Source organism: Desulfuromonas carbonis (assembly GCF_054658035.1).
On record NZ_BAAHXR010000003.1, the window covers coordinates 516,918 to 529,853 of the forward strand.

At 66.7% G+C, this 12,936-nt stretch carries 12 protein-coding genes; 6 read left to right on the forward strand and 6 right to left on the reverse strand.

Going from position 1 to position 12,936, the window contains the following annotated elements; genetic code table 11:
• Position 1 precedes the first annotated feature (1 nt).
• A complete protein-coding gene (locus ACYQ8E_RS09330; RefSeq protein WP_066728561.1) occupies positions 2-916 on the forward strand; it encodes a sensor domain-containing diguanylate cyclase in 915 nt (304 codons plus the stop codon).
• On the forward strand, positions 913-1,734 hold the full coding sequence (locus ACYQ8E_RS09335) for an SDR family oxidoreductase (RefSeq protein WP_066728562.1): 822 nt from the start codon (positions 913-915) through the stop codon (positions 1,732-1,734). The genes ACYQ8E_RS09330 and ACYQ8E_RS09335 overlap by 4 nt, the downstream gene beginning before the upstream one ends.
• Before the next feature lie 80 nt (positions 1,735-1,814).
• Here the strand turns inward: ACYQ8E_RS09335 and ACYQ8E_RS09340 are convergent, their stop codons facing one another.
• The 4 genes from ACYQ8E_RS09340 to ACYQ8E_RS09355 form a co-directional block, all read right to left on the reverse strand.
• A complete protein-coding gene (locus ACYQ8E_RS09340; protein WP_066728566.1) occupies positions 1,815-2,978 on the reverse strand; it encodes a GspE/PulE/PilB domain-containing protein in 1,164 nt (387 codons plus the stop codon).
• Between the two features lie 53 nt (positions 2,979-3,031).
• A complete protein-coding gene (locus ACYQ8E_RS09345) occupies positions 3,032-3,859 on the reverse strand; it encodes a CvfB family protein (protein WP_066728571.1) in 828 nt (275 codons plus the stop codon).
• Positions 3,860-3,976: 117 nt separating this feature from the next.
• Positions 3,977-4,885: an AEC family transporter gene (locus ACYQ8E_RS09350; protein ID WP_066728573.1), complete on the reverse strand. Its 909-nt coding sequence runs from the start codon at positions 4,883-4,885 to the stop codon at positions 3,977-3,979.
• A 1-nt stretch (position 4,886) separates the two neighbouring features.
• Entirely contained in the window at positions 4,887-6,140 is a 1,254-nt protein-coding gene (locus ACYQ8E_RS09355) for an MFS transporter (RefSeq protein ID WP_459860746.1), read from the reverse strand.
• Between the two features lie 213 nt (positions 6,141-6,353).
• Here ACYQ8E_RS09355 and ACYQ8E_RS09360 point away from each other — a divergent pair, with 213 nt between their 5' ends.
• Positions 6,354-7,166: a PstS family phosphate ABC transporter substrate-binding protein gene (locus ACYQ8E_RS09360; RefSeq protein WP_066728577.1), complete on the forward strand. Its 813-nt coding sequence runs from the start codon at positions 6,354-6,356 to the stop codon at positions 7,164-7,166.
• 80 nt (positions 7,167-7,246) lie between these two features.
• Here ACYQ8E_RS09360 and ACYQ8E_RS09365 read toward each other — a convergent pair whose 3' ends face one another.
• Positions 7,247-8,881 carry an ABC-F family ATP-binding cassette domain-containing protein gene (locus ACYQ8E_RS09365; protein ID WP_459860748.1) on the reverse strand — a complete coding sequence of 545 codons (1,635 nt, stop codon included), beginning with the start codon at positions 8,879-8,881 and terminating at the stop codon, positions 7,247-7,249.
• Positions 8,882-9,076: 195 nt separating this feature from the next.
• Between ACYQ8E_RS09365 and ACYQ8E_RS09370 the strand changes: the two genes are divergently transcribed.
• From ACYQ8E_RS09370 to ACYQ8E_RS09380, 3 genes are all read left to right on the forward strand, one after another.
• Entirely contained in the window at positions 9,077-9,448 is a 372-nt protein-coding gene (locus tag ACYQ8E_RS09370) for a response regulator transcription factor (RefSeq protein ID WP_459860750.1), read from the forward strand.
• Between the two features lie 127 nt (positions 9,449-9,575).
• The gene (locus ACYQ8E_RS09375) at positions 9,576-11,300 is read left to right on the forward strand and encodes a chorismate-binding protein (protein ID WP_459860751.1); all 1,725 of its coding nucleotides are present in this window, start codon (positions 9,576-9,578) and stop codon (positions 11,298-11,300) included.
• Between the two features lie 103 nt (positions 11,301-11,403).
• Positions 11,404-11,745, forward strand: coding sequence for a DMT family protein (locus ACYQ8E_RS09380; RefSeq protein WP_459860752.1), 342 nt, complete (start codon positions 11,404-11,406; stop codon positions 11,743-11,745).
• A 174-nt stretch (positions 11,746-11,919) separates the two neighbouring features.
• Here ACYQ8E_RS09380 and ACYQ8E_RS09385 read toward each other — a convergent pair whose 3' ends face one another.
• Positions 11,920-12,843: a DMT family transporter gene (locus ACYQ8E_RS09385; RefSeq protein ID WP_459860754.1), complete on the reverse strand. Its 924-nt coding sequence runs from the start codon at positions 12,841-12,843 to the stop codon at positions 11,920-11,922.
• Between the last annotated feature and the right edge of the window lie 93 nt (positions 12,844-12,936).

A 12,936-nucleotide genomic window follows, 5' to 3' on the forward strand; every position in this document is an offset into this window, starting at 1 on the left:
TATGCAGGATCATCACCCCTTCTTCCGCCAACTCCTCGACAACCTCTACGACGGGGTCTATTTCGTCGACCGGGACCGGATCATCACCTACTGGAACCGCGGCGCCGAGCGGCTGAGCGGCTATTCGGCCGACCTGGTACTGGGGAAGAGCTGCCGGGACAACCTCCTGGTCCACATGGACGACAACGGCAAGCTCCTCTGCCTCGACGGCTGCCCGCTGGCGGCGACGATGGCGGACGGCAACGAACGGCAGGCGGAGGTTTTCATGCACCACGCCGACGGCCAGCGGGTGCCGGTCCTGGTGCGGGTGTCGCCGATTCACGACGAAGCGGGAGCGATCGTCGGGGCGGTGGAGATCTTCAGCGACAACAGCAGCCAGAACGCCGCCCGGCAGCAGATCGAGGAGTTGCAGGAACTCGCCTTTCTCGATCCGCTGACGGCCCTGGCCAACCGGCGTTTTCTTGAGATCACTCTCCACTCCCGCCTGGAGGAGCAGCGCCGCTACGGCTGGCCCTTCGGCGTCCTCTTCTTCGACATCGATCACTTCAAGAGCTTCAACGACAGCTATGGCCACGAGACCGGTGACGCGGTCCTGAAGATGACCGCCAAGACCCTGGCCGGCTGTGCGCGTTCTTTCGATGTGGTCGGCCGTTGGGGGGGAGAGGAGTTCGTCGCCGTCCTCGCCAACGTCGATCGCACCTCCCTGCAACGCATTGCGGAACGCTACCGTTCGATGATCGAGCAGTCGGGACTGCCGACGGCGATGGAGGTGCTGCGGGTCACAGTGTCCGTCGGCGCCGCCCTCGCCGTCCCCGGCGATACGGTGGAGAGCGTGCTGGAGCGCGCCGACGCCCTCATGTACCAGAGCAAGCAGAATGGCCGCAACCGGGTCACGCTGGAAGGAGTCTCCCCATGAAAAGTCTCGCCGGCAAAACCCTCTTCATCACCGGCGCCAGCCGCGGCATCGGCAAGGCGATCGCCCTGCGCGCCGCCGCCGACGGCGCCAATATCGTCATCGCCGCCAAGTCAGTGCGTTCGCGCGACAAGCTCCCTGGCACCATCTACTCGGCGGCCGAAGAGATTGAGACGGCGGGGGGCCAGGCCCTGCCGCTGCAGGTCGACATCCGCGAGGAGGAGCAGGTCGTGACGGCGGTGGCGCAGGCGGCGCAGCACTTTGGCGGCATCGACATTCTCGTCAACAATGCCAGCGCCATCTACCTCGCCCGCACCGATGCGGTACCGATGAAGCGCTTCGACCTGATGCACCAGGTCAACACCCGCGGCACCTTCCTCTGCAGCCAGGCCTGCCTGCCTCATCTGCGCCAGGCCGAGAATCCCCATATCCTGACGATGTCGCCGCCGCTCAATCTCAACCCGCGCTGGTTCAAGGACCACGTCGCCTACACCCTCAGCAAGTACGGCATGAGCCTCTGCGTCCTCGGCCTGGCCGCAGAGTTCTCCAAAATCGGCATCGCCGTCAACGCCCTCTGGCCGCGCACCGTGATCGCCACCGCGGCGCTGGCGATGCTCGGCGGCCGGGTGCCACCCGCCGCCTGCCGCACCCCGGAGATTCTTGCCGACGCCGCCCACCAGATCCTCACCCGCAACAGCCGGGAGTGCAGCGGTAATTTCTTCATCGACGAAGAGGTGCTTGCCGCGGCCGGCAGGACCGACTTCGAGCGCTACGCCGTTGCCCCGGGAACGCCGCTCATCCCCGACCTCTTTCTCGACTGACCCCATCCGGTCCACGAGACGCAAAAAGGGGACAACCGGCGGTTGTCCCCTTTTTGCATCTGCCCAGCGCAAGCCCCGGCCTAAAGACTGAGAATCTTGTTCTGCAACACGAGAATTTCGAAGGCCATCGCCGCCTTGGCGGTCAGCTTCTGCAACTCGGGGAGCAACGGCCCGAGCTCGATCCCGGGGGCATCGACGTAGAGGATCGCCACCACCCTGCCCATCATCAACAGCGGAACCAGCAGCGCCCGCTCCGGCACTCTCCCCCCCATCCCCTGCAGAAACATCGAGTTGAAGGGGGTGCGTGGCAGCGGGCCGAGATGGTAGCCGCGGGTCTCCGCCACAGTCTTGAGGACCGACGCTTCGTCGAGGGGGATTTCGAGATCGCCGAAGCCGGGGACCTCCCGGGCGCTGGCCGTCGCCTTCCACCCCAAGGCGACCTCACCGCGCACCAGGAGGATGGCCGAGTAAAGAAACTCTCCGCCGAGAAAGCGGGCCATGGCGTCGAGGATATCGTCGCGGTTGCGCGCCGCGATCAGCTCCTCGCCCAGGGTAACCGGCGCCGGCGGCACTTCCGGGGGCGGCACCGGGGCCGGCGGGACCGGCGGGACCGGCGGGACTTCGATCAGTTCGTCGGCGGCGGCAAGCTCGACGATCTCCTCCTCGACAGGGGCTTCGAGATCGGGGATTTCGACCACCGGAACCGCTGCGGGTTGCGGCTTGGGTTGCGGTGCGGGTGGGGCGACGGGCTTGGCGCCGAAAGGTCGGTTGCCGCCCCCCATTTCCGGCAGCACGTTGATATAACGGCGCTCCCGGGGAATGCCGTAGGCCTGCTCCAGGACATGGACGATGCGCAACTCGGTCGCGACCAGCGGCTGGATGATGCAGCCGGTGCGAAAGGCGATCTCGTCGAGAACCTTGAGGTCGGAGGGGTCGGTCATCACCAGCGCCAGGCGCCGGTTGTTGAGCCGCAGCGGCACAACCCGGTACTTCTCCGCCAGCTCCCGCGGCAGGACCTGCAGCGCCTGCGGCGGAATCTGCAGCAGTTCGTCCGGATCGACCGCCGGCACCCCGAACTTGCGACTCAGAACCCGGGTAATGGTTGCCTCGTCGATGGCGCCCATCTCGATCAGGTTGGTGCCGAGCTTGCCGCCGAAGATGACCTGGTACTTGAGGGCCTCCTCCAGTTGCGCCGTAGTAATCAGCTTTTCCTGCAGTAGCAGATCGCCGAGCCGAATCGCCATCTCTTCCCAATCCTTTCCCGAAATGCCCGGACGCAGCGTCACCGGCCGGCGCTTCAGCACCTCTTGCGCCGGATGCCCCCCTCGACCAGCTCGACCAGGCCGGCCTTGTATAGCCCGCCGAGGGCCTTCTTGAACAGCTTTTTGCTCATCCCCAGCCGGGCCCGGATCGCCTCCGGCGGGCTGTTGTCATGCAGCGGCAGCAGGTCGCACCCGGCGAGGGCCGCCAGCAGCGCCTTGCGTGCCTCCTCCAGCTCTTCCCTGCCGCCGCGTCGCAGGGTGACGTCGAGCTTGCCGTCGGCGCGCACGGTCTTGACGAAGCCGTCGAAGAGCGCGCCCGGCACCATCCCGGGGAGGAGTTCCGCGCGGTAGAGGAGCCCGGAATAGCGATGCTCGACGATCACCTTGGCGCCGAGGTCGGTGAAGGCCCAGAGCAGCAGCTTGACCTTGCGGCCGGGCTTCAGCTCGGGGCCGGCCGGTTCCAGAAGCTGCTCGATGCGGCCGTTGGCGAAGGGACGCCCCGCGCGGTCGAGTTCGACCCGGGCGATGCAGCTGTCGCCGGAGCCGAGCTGCTTCGGTTGTTTGCTGCGCGGCACCAGCAGTTCCTTGCCGATCCCCCAGTCAAGAAAGACCCCGTGGGGATTGACCTGGCTGACCGGAAAGAGGGCGAATTCGCCGACCTCGGCCCGTGGCCGGCGCAGGGTTGCCATCGCCTGCCCGGCGATTTCGCCAAAGACGAAGACACTCAGTTTATCCCCGGGACGGGCAGCGGCCGGCAGTTCGTTTTTCGGCAGCAGCACCAGCACCGGACCTGCCGCCAGCCAGGCGCCGCGCTGGTCGAGGTGGGAGATGGTCAGGGTCTGGGTCTTGCCGAGGTGAAGCATAGGTTTCCTCCTGGCCGGGGCCAGTAGCTGAAGGATGGAGTCAGCGCGGAGACGCCGGAGTCTTTGCCCAGTTTGCCACAGGAGCGGCCGGATGCCAAAGCGCTTTGCTGCAATCGCTCAGGCAAAAAGCTGCAGCACCCCGTAAAGAAGCGGCAGGGTGGCGAAGGAAGCGAGGATGCCGAGACCGACCAGGGCGGCCGCGAGGTCCGGTTCGAGGCCGGCGGCGACCGCCAGGGCGCCGGCGGTGACCATCGGCGGCATCCCCGCCTCGAAAACCGAGACGTCGACCGCCATACCGTGCATGCCGAGCAGCCGGCAGACGAAGAGGGCCATCAGCGGCGCCAGCAGCAGCTTCACCGCGAGACCGAAGCCGAGGGGGGCGACCAGGGTCGGCCGCAACCGCAGCCGCAACTGGAAACCGACCGCAGTCATGACCAGGGGGGTCAGGGTCGCGGCGATCCCCTGGAGGATGCTGACCAGCGGCGCCGGATAGGGCCAGGGGCGATGGGCCAGGCCGGCCAGGAGCGCCAGGGTCGGCGGGAAGAAGAGCGCCCGCCGGGCGACGGTGGCAAGGCTGACCGCCCCCTCGCCGCCGTAAAGGGCGAGGATCACCGCCCCGTAGGTGGCGAAGATCGCCATGGTACCGAACTGGTCGTAGACGATCAGGTAGGGGAGCCCGGCGGCGCCGAAAAAGGCACTCACCATCGGCACCCCCATGAAGGAGGTATTGCCGATCGGCACCACCAGCAGCAGCACCCCGGTCGCCGGCCGCGGCCAGCCGAAACTGCGCGCCGCCAGCAGCACCAGCGCCGCCGAGACCAGGAGCATCCCCCAGGGAGCCACCGCAGCCACCAGGACCTCGCCGGAGAAGGTCAGCTTCGGCACCTGCAGCAGGATCACCGCCGGCAGCGAAACATAGAGGGCGAACATGTTGAGGACCTGGCTCGACTCCTTGGGGAAGGCGGGGAGCCGCCGGAAGAGCATGCCGAGACCGACAAAGAGCCCGATCAGGATAAAGTTTTCCATCCTAGCGCCCCCCTTCCCCGCCGTTGGCGCCGACCCCGGGGAGGCGCATGGCGAGCAGCGCGGCGCTACCGGTAAGAAGGCCACAGAGGAGGAAACTGACGGTGAAGGTCCCGCAGGCCTCGGCCAGAAGGCCGGCTGCGCCCGGGCCGAAGACCTGGCCGACGGCAAAGAAGAGGGTGACGGTCGAAAAGGCGCTCGCCGCCCGCGAGAGCCCGAAATAATCGCTCACCGCCGCCGCCATGATGGTCGGGATGGCGAAAGCGGCAATGCCGTAGAGGAGCACCGACAGCAGCAGCGCGGCGGTGCCGAGATGCGACCCGGCGAGCAGGTAGGCGGCGGTCTGGATGATGAAGACCGTCGCCAGCCCGCGCCGGCGGCCGATGCGGTCGGAAAGGATGCCGAAACCGACCCCCGAGACGAGGCTGAAGGCCCCGACCCAGGACCAGAAGAGGCCGGCCCTGGCCTCGGCAAAACCGTACTCGACGACCATGGTGGTGACGATGAAGGTGCCGTAGACCATGTAGGTGATGCCGAAGACCAGGTAGAGGAGCCCGAGCAGACCGAGCAGGCGTCCGGGATGGGGCGGTTCGCTGCCGGCAACCAGACTCTCCGGCAGGTCACGCTTTTCTCCCACCGGTTCCAGCCCGAGGGCGGCGGGGTCATTGCGCAAAAGCAGGGCGGCGAGCAGGGCCACACCGAGGGTGAGGCCGCCGATCAAATACCAGCTGATCCGCCAGCCGTCGATGCCGAACCCGCCGTTGAGGAGGGGGATGACCAGCCCCGAAGCGACGATGGCGACGCCGTTCCCCATCGTCATCAGCCCGGCGGCCCGTCCCCGTTGCTGGCGGCGAAACCAGTGGGAGACCAGCACCATCACCGGAATGTTGGCAAAGCCGCTGCCGACGCCGATCAGGGCATAGAGGAGGACGACGGTGACCAGCCCCTCACTGCGGCCGATGCCGACCATGCAGAGGGCGATCAGCAGCAGCCCGCAGGTGATCAACAGCCGCGGCCCGCTGCGCCGCAGCAGCCAGGGGGTGACGGCAACCGACAGCAGGTAGCCGGCGAAGTTGCCGGTGCTGATGAAACCCATCTCGTCGAAACCGAGACCGAGACCGCTGCGCAGCGCCGGCAGCAGCATGCCAAAGGCAAAACGGGCCAGGCCGAGGCAGGCAAAGAGAGTCAACGCCCCGGTGAGAACGATGACCCAGCCGTAATGGCAGGGAAGAAGCGGGTGGCGGCGGTTTGCGGACATGGGATCTCGGGGCACGGCGTTCTTCAGGGAGTAAGCCGTGCGGTCATTCAGATTGAAAAAACGGTTTCACTCATGGCGGTGCCAACGGTACGATTCCTGCTCATTTGCCCACGAAATAGCGGGCGCGGCCCCGACAAGGGGTTGCCTGAAACGATCGCCTGCGCTTCCCAATATCGTGATTCGCCGGCGAAAACCTTTACAGGAGCATCTTGCATGAAACGTACTGCGCGTGGTTTGAACCTGGTCCTTCTGGTCCTCGCCCTGACTCTGTTTGGCGGAGGCAGCCGCGCTTTGGCGGAAGAGCTGGCTATCGTCGGCACCGGTGACGGGGTCAAAATTCTTAAAGCCCTCGGCGCGGCCTTCGAGCGGCTTCACCCGGGTACCACCATCACCATCCCCGAGAGCATCGGTTCCAGCGGTGGTATCAAGGCGGTCGGTGAAGGCGAGGCGGCCCTCGGCCGCGTCGCCCGGACCATCAAGGAGAAGGAGCAGGGGTACGGTCTCACCTATCTCCCGTTTGCACGGATTCCGGTGGTCTTTTTCGTCAACCCCGTCCTGCCGGTGCAGAACCTCAGCAGTGACCAGGCCGCGGCCATCTATCGCGGGGCGATCGACAACTGGAAAACCGTAGGCGGACCCGATGCGCCGATTGCCGTGGTCCGCCGCGAAGAGGGCGACAGTTCCTTAAGTACTCTGAAGAAGAGCCTCCCCGCCTTCAAGGATCTCGCCATCACCGAGCGGGCGATACTCACCGAGAAAACCCCCCTGATGTTCGAGGCGGTCGAGACGACGCCCCTCGCCATCGGCTTCGGTCCCCTGGATGTCGCCCGCAACCAGAATGTCAAGGTACTGAGTCTCGATGGCCGGCTCGCCACCTTCCCGGACTACCCGGTCGTCAACACCCTCGCCCTGGTCTTCAAGGAGGCCAACCGCAAGGGGACCTTGCAGTCCTTTGTCGAATTTGTCAGTGCGCCGGCCGCAGCGCCGATCATCAGCGCCGCCGGCGGAGTTCCCCTCGGTCGCTGAACGACCCGCCGCCCGCACCGATCAACCTGGCCCGAGGCCGGAACCGATAACCCACGGTTCCGGCCTCGGGCCGTTTTGGCTCAGACCGCCCAGGCGTCGCGACCGCTCTTGTGCAGGTAATAGTCGTAATCCCCCTCATAGGAGAGCATGCGGCCATGATCGATCTCGAAGACCCGGCCGACCAGCGAACGCAGGAAGTGGCGATCGTGGCTGACCAGCAGCACCGTCCCAGTATAACCCTGCAGCGCTTCGAGCAGAACCTCGCGCGACTGGATGTCGAGGTGGTTGGTCGGTTCGTCGAGGATCAGCAGGTTCAAGGGGCGCGCCAGCAGCAGCGCCAGCACCACCCGGCTCTTCTCGCCGCCGGAGAGCTTGTCGATGCGCTTGTCGACGTCGTCGCCGGAGAAGAGGAAGGCGGCGCAGAGGTTGCGCACCACGCCGATGGAGACCATCGGCATCGCCTCCTGCACCGTTTCGAAGACGGTCCGTTTCGGGTCGAGCAGGTCCATCGAGTGCTGGCTGAAGTAACCGAGGTTGACGCTGGCGCCGATCGTCACGCTGCCTCCGGTCGGCTCGGTCTGGCCGGCGAGGCACTTGAGAAAGGTCGATTTGCCGGCGCCGTTGACGCCGACCACGGCGATCTTCTCGCCGCGCCGCACCAGCCCGGAGACTCCGGAGAAGACCGGCTTTTCCTCCCCGTCTGGCAGCGCCCAGACCTTGGCCAGGTTCTCGATTTTGACGACGTCGTCGCCGGAGCGCGGCGCCTCGGCGAACTCGAACTTGATCGTCCTCTGCTCCGCCGGGATTTCGATGCGCTCGATCTTGTCGAGCTTCTTGACCCGCGACTGCACCTGGGCGGCGTGGCTGGCGCGGGCGGCGAAGCGGCTGATGAACTCCTCCTCCTTGGCGAGCATCTCCTGCTGGCGGCGGTGGCTGGCGAGCAGCTGTTCGCGGCGCACCTCCCGTTCGCGCAGGTAGAAATCGTAGTTGCCGCCATAAGTGGTGATGGTGCCGGCGGCGACCTCGATGATCCGCATCACCAGCCGGTTCATGAAGTCGCGGTCGTGGCTGGTCATCACCAGCGCCCCCTTGAACTCCGTCGCCAGCCAGTTCTCGAGCCAGACGATCGACTCGACATCGAGGTGGTTGGTCGGCTCGTCGAGGAGCAGGACATCGGGGTTGATGGTCAGGATTTTGGCGAGGGCGATGCGCATCTTCCAGCCGCCGCTGAAACTCTCCACCGGCCGGACGTAGTCGTCGGGGCCGATGCCGAGACCGGTCAGCACCGCCTGGGCACGGTTTTCGAGATCGTAGCCGCCACGGTGCTCGAACTCCTCCTGGGCGTCGCCGTACTTTTCGAGCAGCGCCGCCAGGGCCTCCTCCTCCAGCGGTTCGCACATCTGTGCTTCCATCGCCCGGATCTCTTCCCCCAACTCCATGGTGCGCGCGGAGGCTGCCATTACCTCGGCGAGGGCGCTGCGGCCAGCCATCTCGCCGACATCCTGCGAGAAGTAGCCGATCACCGTCTTCTTGCTGCAGCTGATCTCGCCGCCGTCGAGGGGCTCCTCGCCGGTGATCAGGCGAAAGACGGTGGTCTTGCCGGCGCCGTTGGGGCCGACCAGGCCGCTGCGGCTGCCGGGGGTGATCTGGAAGCTGGCGTTCTTGAAGAGAATGCGGGCGCCATGCTGGCGCGTAATGTTGGTGAGATGGATCATGCAAAACTCCAGGGGAAAAAGTCCCGCACAGTTACCATGCTCCGGCCACCCGCGGCAAGGGCAAACTGGCGGAAAGCGCCGGAAGTGCATGAAAAAGGGGGAGAAAATCGGCGAGCCTGATTTATTATTTCTAACTGGACTCTCCGTGGCGTATACCGTATATTCCAAAACACTGTTTCATATAGGAGAAGTTGCATGTCCCTGCATATTGTCGTCATCGACGACTGTCCCGTTACCCTGGAGATGGTCAAGGATTACCTGGCGGCGGCCGGTTTCCGGGTTTCCACCTGCGACTGTGCGGTCTATTCCAACCACCTCATCTACGCCAAACAGCCGCCCGATTTGATCCTCCTCGACGTGATGCTGCCGCTGATGTCCGGAACCAAGAAGGCCAAGGCCCTGAAGAGCCGCGAACGGAGCCGCGACATCCCGATCCTGCTAATGTCCTCCAAGGAGGAAATCGAGTTGCGCACCCTGACCGCCATGTCCGGCGCCGACGGCTACCTCCCCAAACCCTTCTCCGCCACCAGCCTGGTCCGGACCATCCGCAGCCTTCTCCCCGCCTGATCCCCTCGCCCCGACGACAGCGATCCGTCTCTGCCGCCCCCCCTTTGGACTGGTCTTGTCCTGCCGTTTGTGGTAGGAACAACGGGCTGTTCCCAACCCTTGCCGCCCGTGCCGGAACCGGACCGCCATGGCCTACTCCGCCGTCATCTTCGACCCCGCGCAAAATACCTGGCTCGGCTTTTCCGCCCCATTGCGGGTGATCAGCGCCGACCAACCCAATCAGGTCCTGCCCGCCCTCGACGCTGTCGCCGCGGCCGTCGGCGAGGGACTGCATGCCGTCGGCATGGTCGCCTACGAGGCGGCAGGCGGGCTCGACCCGGCCTGCACGGTCCATCCCGACGCCGACTTTCCGCTCCTCTGGTTCGGCCTTTATACCGCGCCGCAACCGATCACACTGGAACCAGCCGCCCCGGCGCTCCTTCCCAACACCTGGCAGCCCGGCCTCGACGAGGCTGGCTTCGCCGCCGCCGTGGCGACGATTCATGAGGCGATCGCCCGCGGCGCCAGCTACCAGGTCAACTTCAGCTTCCCGCTGCGCGCCGCCTTCGCCGGCGACCCCTGGGAGTTCTTTCGCGCCCTGGTCGAGGGGCAGCAGGCCGGCCAGGCCGCCTATCTCGATCTCGGCCGCTTCGTCGTCTGCTCGGGCTCCCCCGAGCTCTTCTTCAGCCGCGACGGCGACACCATCCTCACCCGGCCGATGAAGGGGACCGCCCGCCGCGGCCGCAGCGCGGCGGAGGATCGGGAAGCGGGCGCCGCCCTGCAGAACTCGGTCAAGGACCGGGCGGAGAACCTGATGATCCTCGACATGCTGCGCAACGACCTCGCCCGCCTCGGCGGGGCGGTGACGGTCCCCGAGCTCTTCCGCCTGGAGCGCTACCCGACCCTCTGGCAACTGACCAGCAGCGCCACCACCCGCAGCACCGCCGCGCTGGCGGAACTTTTTCGCGCCCTCTTCCCCTGCGCCTCGATCACCGGCGCGCCCAAGCTGAACACCATGCGGATCATCGCCGACCTCGAGGGGGAACCGCGGCGGGTCTACACCGGGGCGATCGGCCACCTCGCCCCCGACGGCGCCATCCGCTTCGGCGTCGCCATCCGCACCGCCCTGATCGACCGCGCCGCCGCCAGTGTCGAGTACCGGGTCGGCGCCGGCATCACCTGGGACTCGCGCAGCGCCGCCGAGTACCGCGAGTGCCTCGACAAGGCGCGCATTCTCAGCGCACCGCGGCGCGCCTTCGCCCTCCTCGAATCGCTGCGCTGGACCCCAGACGAGGGTTTCTGGCTCCTCACGGAACACCTCGAACGGCTCGGCGATTCGGCCGACTATTTTGACTATCCCTGCCACCCCGCGGCCTGGCGCGCCGCCCTCGCGACGGCGGTGGAGAACCTCCCCCAGCGTCCGCACAAGGTGCGGCTGCTGCTGCACGCCAACGGCCGTCTCGAAACTACTGCCGAGCTGCTGGCAGCGCCGGGCGACGAGCCGTTGCGCCTGGCCATCGCCGCCCGCCCCGTCGATGCCGACGACCCCTTCCTCTTCCACAAGACAACCTGGCGCGCCACCTACGAGGATGCACGCCAAGATGCGCCCGCCGCCGACGAGGTGCTGCTCTGGAACCAGCACGGCGAAGTGACCGAGGCCTGCAGCGCCAACCTGGTGCTGGAGCTTAACGGCGAGCGCGTCACCCCGCCTCTTGCCTGCGGGCTGCTCGCCGGCACCCTGCGCCGGCAGCTGCTCGAACGGGGCGAGATTCGCGAGCGGGTGGTGACGCTGGCGGAGCTGCGCCAGGCTGAGCGTCTCTGGCTTATCAACGGGGTACGCGGCTGGCGCCCGGCCCGGCTTCTCCCCGCCTGAAACGCTCGCCGGCAAGCCCCGCGCAACAGCTCTTGATTTCCTCCCGCCAGCGGCCGTAAGATTTCGGCGCCGGATCTCCCGGCCCCCCGCTGCGAGGCTCGCCATGCCCGTCGTCCTGCAGACCACCCTGCTCCTCGTCCTCTCCAACCTCTTCATGACCTTTGCCTGGTACGGCCACCTCAAGCACCTCGGCCACCGCGCCTGGTACTTCGCCGCCCTGGTCAGCTGGGGGGTCGCCCTCTTCGAGTACCTGCTGCAGGTGCCGGCCAACCGCATCGGCTACGGCGAGCTGAGCCTCGCCCAGCTCAAGATCCTGCAGGAGGTGATCACCCTCTCGATCTTCATCCCCTTCGCCCTCTACTACATGCAGCAGCCCCTCAAGCTCGACTACCTCTGGGCCGGGCTCTGCCTGGTCGGCGCGGTCTTCTTTATTTTTCGCAGCTAGGAGACTGTCGGACTATCCATGCGCCGGCTGCAAATCCGGCTGTTCGGCCCATATTTCGGCTCCTTTTTGGCCCATAGCTCTGGCTATGAGCCCGCAAACGAGCCAAAATCTGGTCTCCAACATCCGAATTTTCGCTTCGTCCCGCATTGTCCGACAGGCTCCTAGGAAAAATCTTCAGGCGGGGTCGTTGCGCTCGGGGGTGACGACGGCGGCCAGCGCCGGCGGCCGGCCGCTGCGGTTGGTGAGCCAGGCGCCGACGATGACCAGCGCCCCCCCCTGCAGCAGGGTGGCGCTGAGGGCCTCGTCGAGGAGGAGATAGCCGAGGACGACGGCGCAGACCGGCACGAAGTTGATGAAGACGCCGCTGCGCACCGCGCCGAGCCGGTGGATCGCCTGGTAGTACCAGAGAAAACCGAGGACGGTGCCGAAGAGGGCGAGGTAGGCGAGGCTGAGCCAGGCGTGGAGGCCGTAGCCGGCGGCGCCGGTCACCACCCCCTTGGCGACAGCCAGGGGCGCCAGCAGCAGGGTGCCGGCGACCGACGAGCAGGTCACCGCCGCCAGGGGCGAGAGGCCGCGCATTGCGCGGCGACCGAGGACCGAGTAGAGGGCCCAGCAGAGGACGCAGCCGAGGAGCGCCAGCTCGCCGCGGCCGAGGGCGCCGGCGAAAAGTCCGGCGAGGTGGCCGTTGCTGATCACCAGCAGCGCCCCGCTCACCGAGATGGCGATGCCGAGGGCGCGGCGCGGGGTGAGGCGTTCGCCGCCGAAGAGGGCCGAGAGGAGGGCGATGCCAACCGGGTTGAGGGCGATGATCAGGGCGGCGCGGCTGGCGCTCACCGTCTGCAATCCGGTGAAGAAGAAGACGTTGTAGCCGAAGACCCCGGTCAGGCCGAGCAGGGTCACTGCCCCGAGCTGGCGGCGGTCGAGGCGCGGCAGCCCCCCCTCCAGGCGATAGAGGAGGAGCAGCAGCAGGAGCGAGGCGATGGCAAAACGCAGAAAAGCCGCCGGCAGCGGCGGCACCACTCCGGCGAGGAGGCGGCCGGCGATGAAGGTGCCGCCCCAGAAGAGCATGGTGGCGAGGAGTTTGAGGTAGACCAGCATCGGCGTCCATTCGGGTGCGGTAGCAGCAGGCGTCAGTTTATCAGAGTTGATTTCGCCCCGGGGGCAAATTATCCCTTGCGCCGGCGGCCACTT

Excerpts from the sequence above, each read along its gene's own strand:
- ACYQ8E_RS09330 (WP_066728561.1), top strand. The coding sequence starts at position 2 with ATGCAGGATCATCACCCCTTCTTCCGCCAACTCCTCGACAACCTCTAC.
- ACYQ8E_RS09335 (WP_066728562.1), top strand. The coding sequence starts at position 913 with ATGAAAAGTCTCGCCGGCAAAACCCTCTTCATCACCGGCGCCAGCCGC.
- ACYQ8E_RS09340 (WP_066728566.1), bottom strand. The coding sequence starts at position 2,978 with ATGGCGATTCGGCTCGGCGATCTGCTACTGCAGGAAAAGCTGATTACT.
- ACYQ8E_RS09345 (WP_066728571.1), bottom strand. The coding sequence starts at position 3,859 with ATGCTTCACCTCGGCAAGACCCAGACCCTGACCATCTCCCACCTCGAC.
- ACYQ8E_RS09350 (WP_066728573.1), bottom strand. The coding sequence starts at position 4,885 with ATGGAAAACTTTATCCTGATCGGGCTCTTTGTCGGTCTCGGCATGCTC.
- ACYQ8E_RS09355 (WP_459860746.1), bottom strand. The coding sequence starts at position 6,140 with ATGTCCGCAAACCGCCGCCACCCGCTTCTTCCCTGCCATTACGGCTGG.
- ACYQ8E_RS09360 (WP_066728577.1), top strand. The coding sequence starts at position 6,354 with ATGAAACGTACTGCGCGTGGTTTGAACCTGGTCCTTCTGGTCCTCGCC.
- ACYQ8E_RS09365 (WP_459860748.1), bottom strand. The coding sequence starts at position 8,881 with ATGATCCATCTCACCAACATTACGCGCCAGCATGGCGCCCGCATTCTC.
- ACYQ8E_RS09370 (WP_459860750.1), top strand. The coding sequence starts at position 9,077 with ATGTCCCTGCATATTGTCGTCATCGACGACTGTCCCGTTACCCTGGAG.
- ACYQ8E_RS09375 (WP_459860751.1), top strand. The coding sequence starts at position 9,576 with ATGGCCTACTCCGCCGTCATCTTCGACCCCGCGCAAAATACCTGGCTC.
- ACYQ8E_RS09380 (WP_459860752.1), top strand. The coding sequence starts at position 11,404 with ATGCCCGTCGTCCTGCAGACCACCCTGCTCCTCGTCCTCTCCAACCTC.
- ACYQ8E_RS09385 (WP_459860754.1), bottom strand. The coding sequence starts at position 12,843 with ATGCTGGTCTACCTCAAACTCCTCGCCACCATGCTCTTCTGGGGCGGC.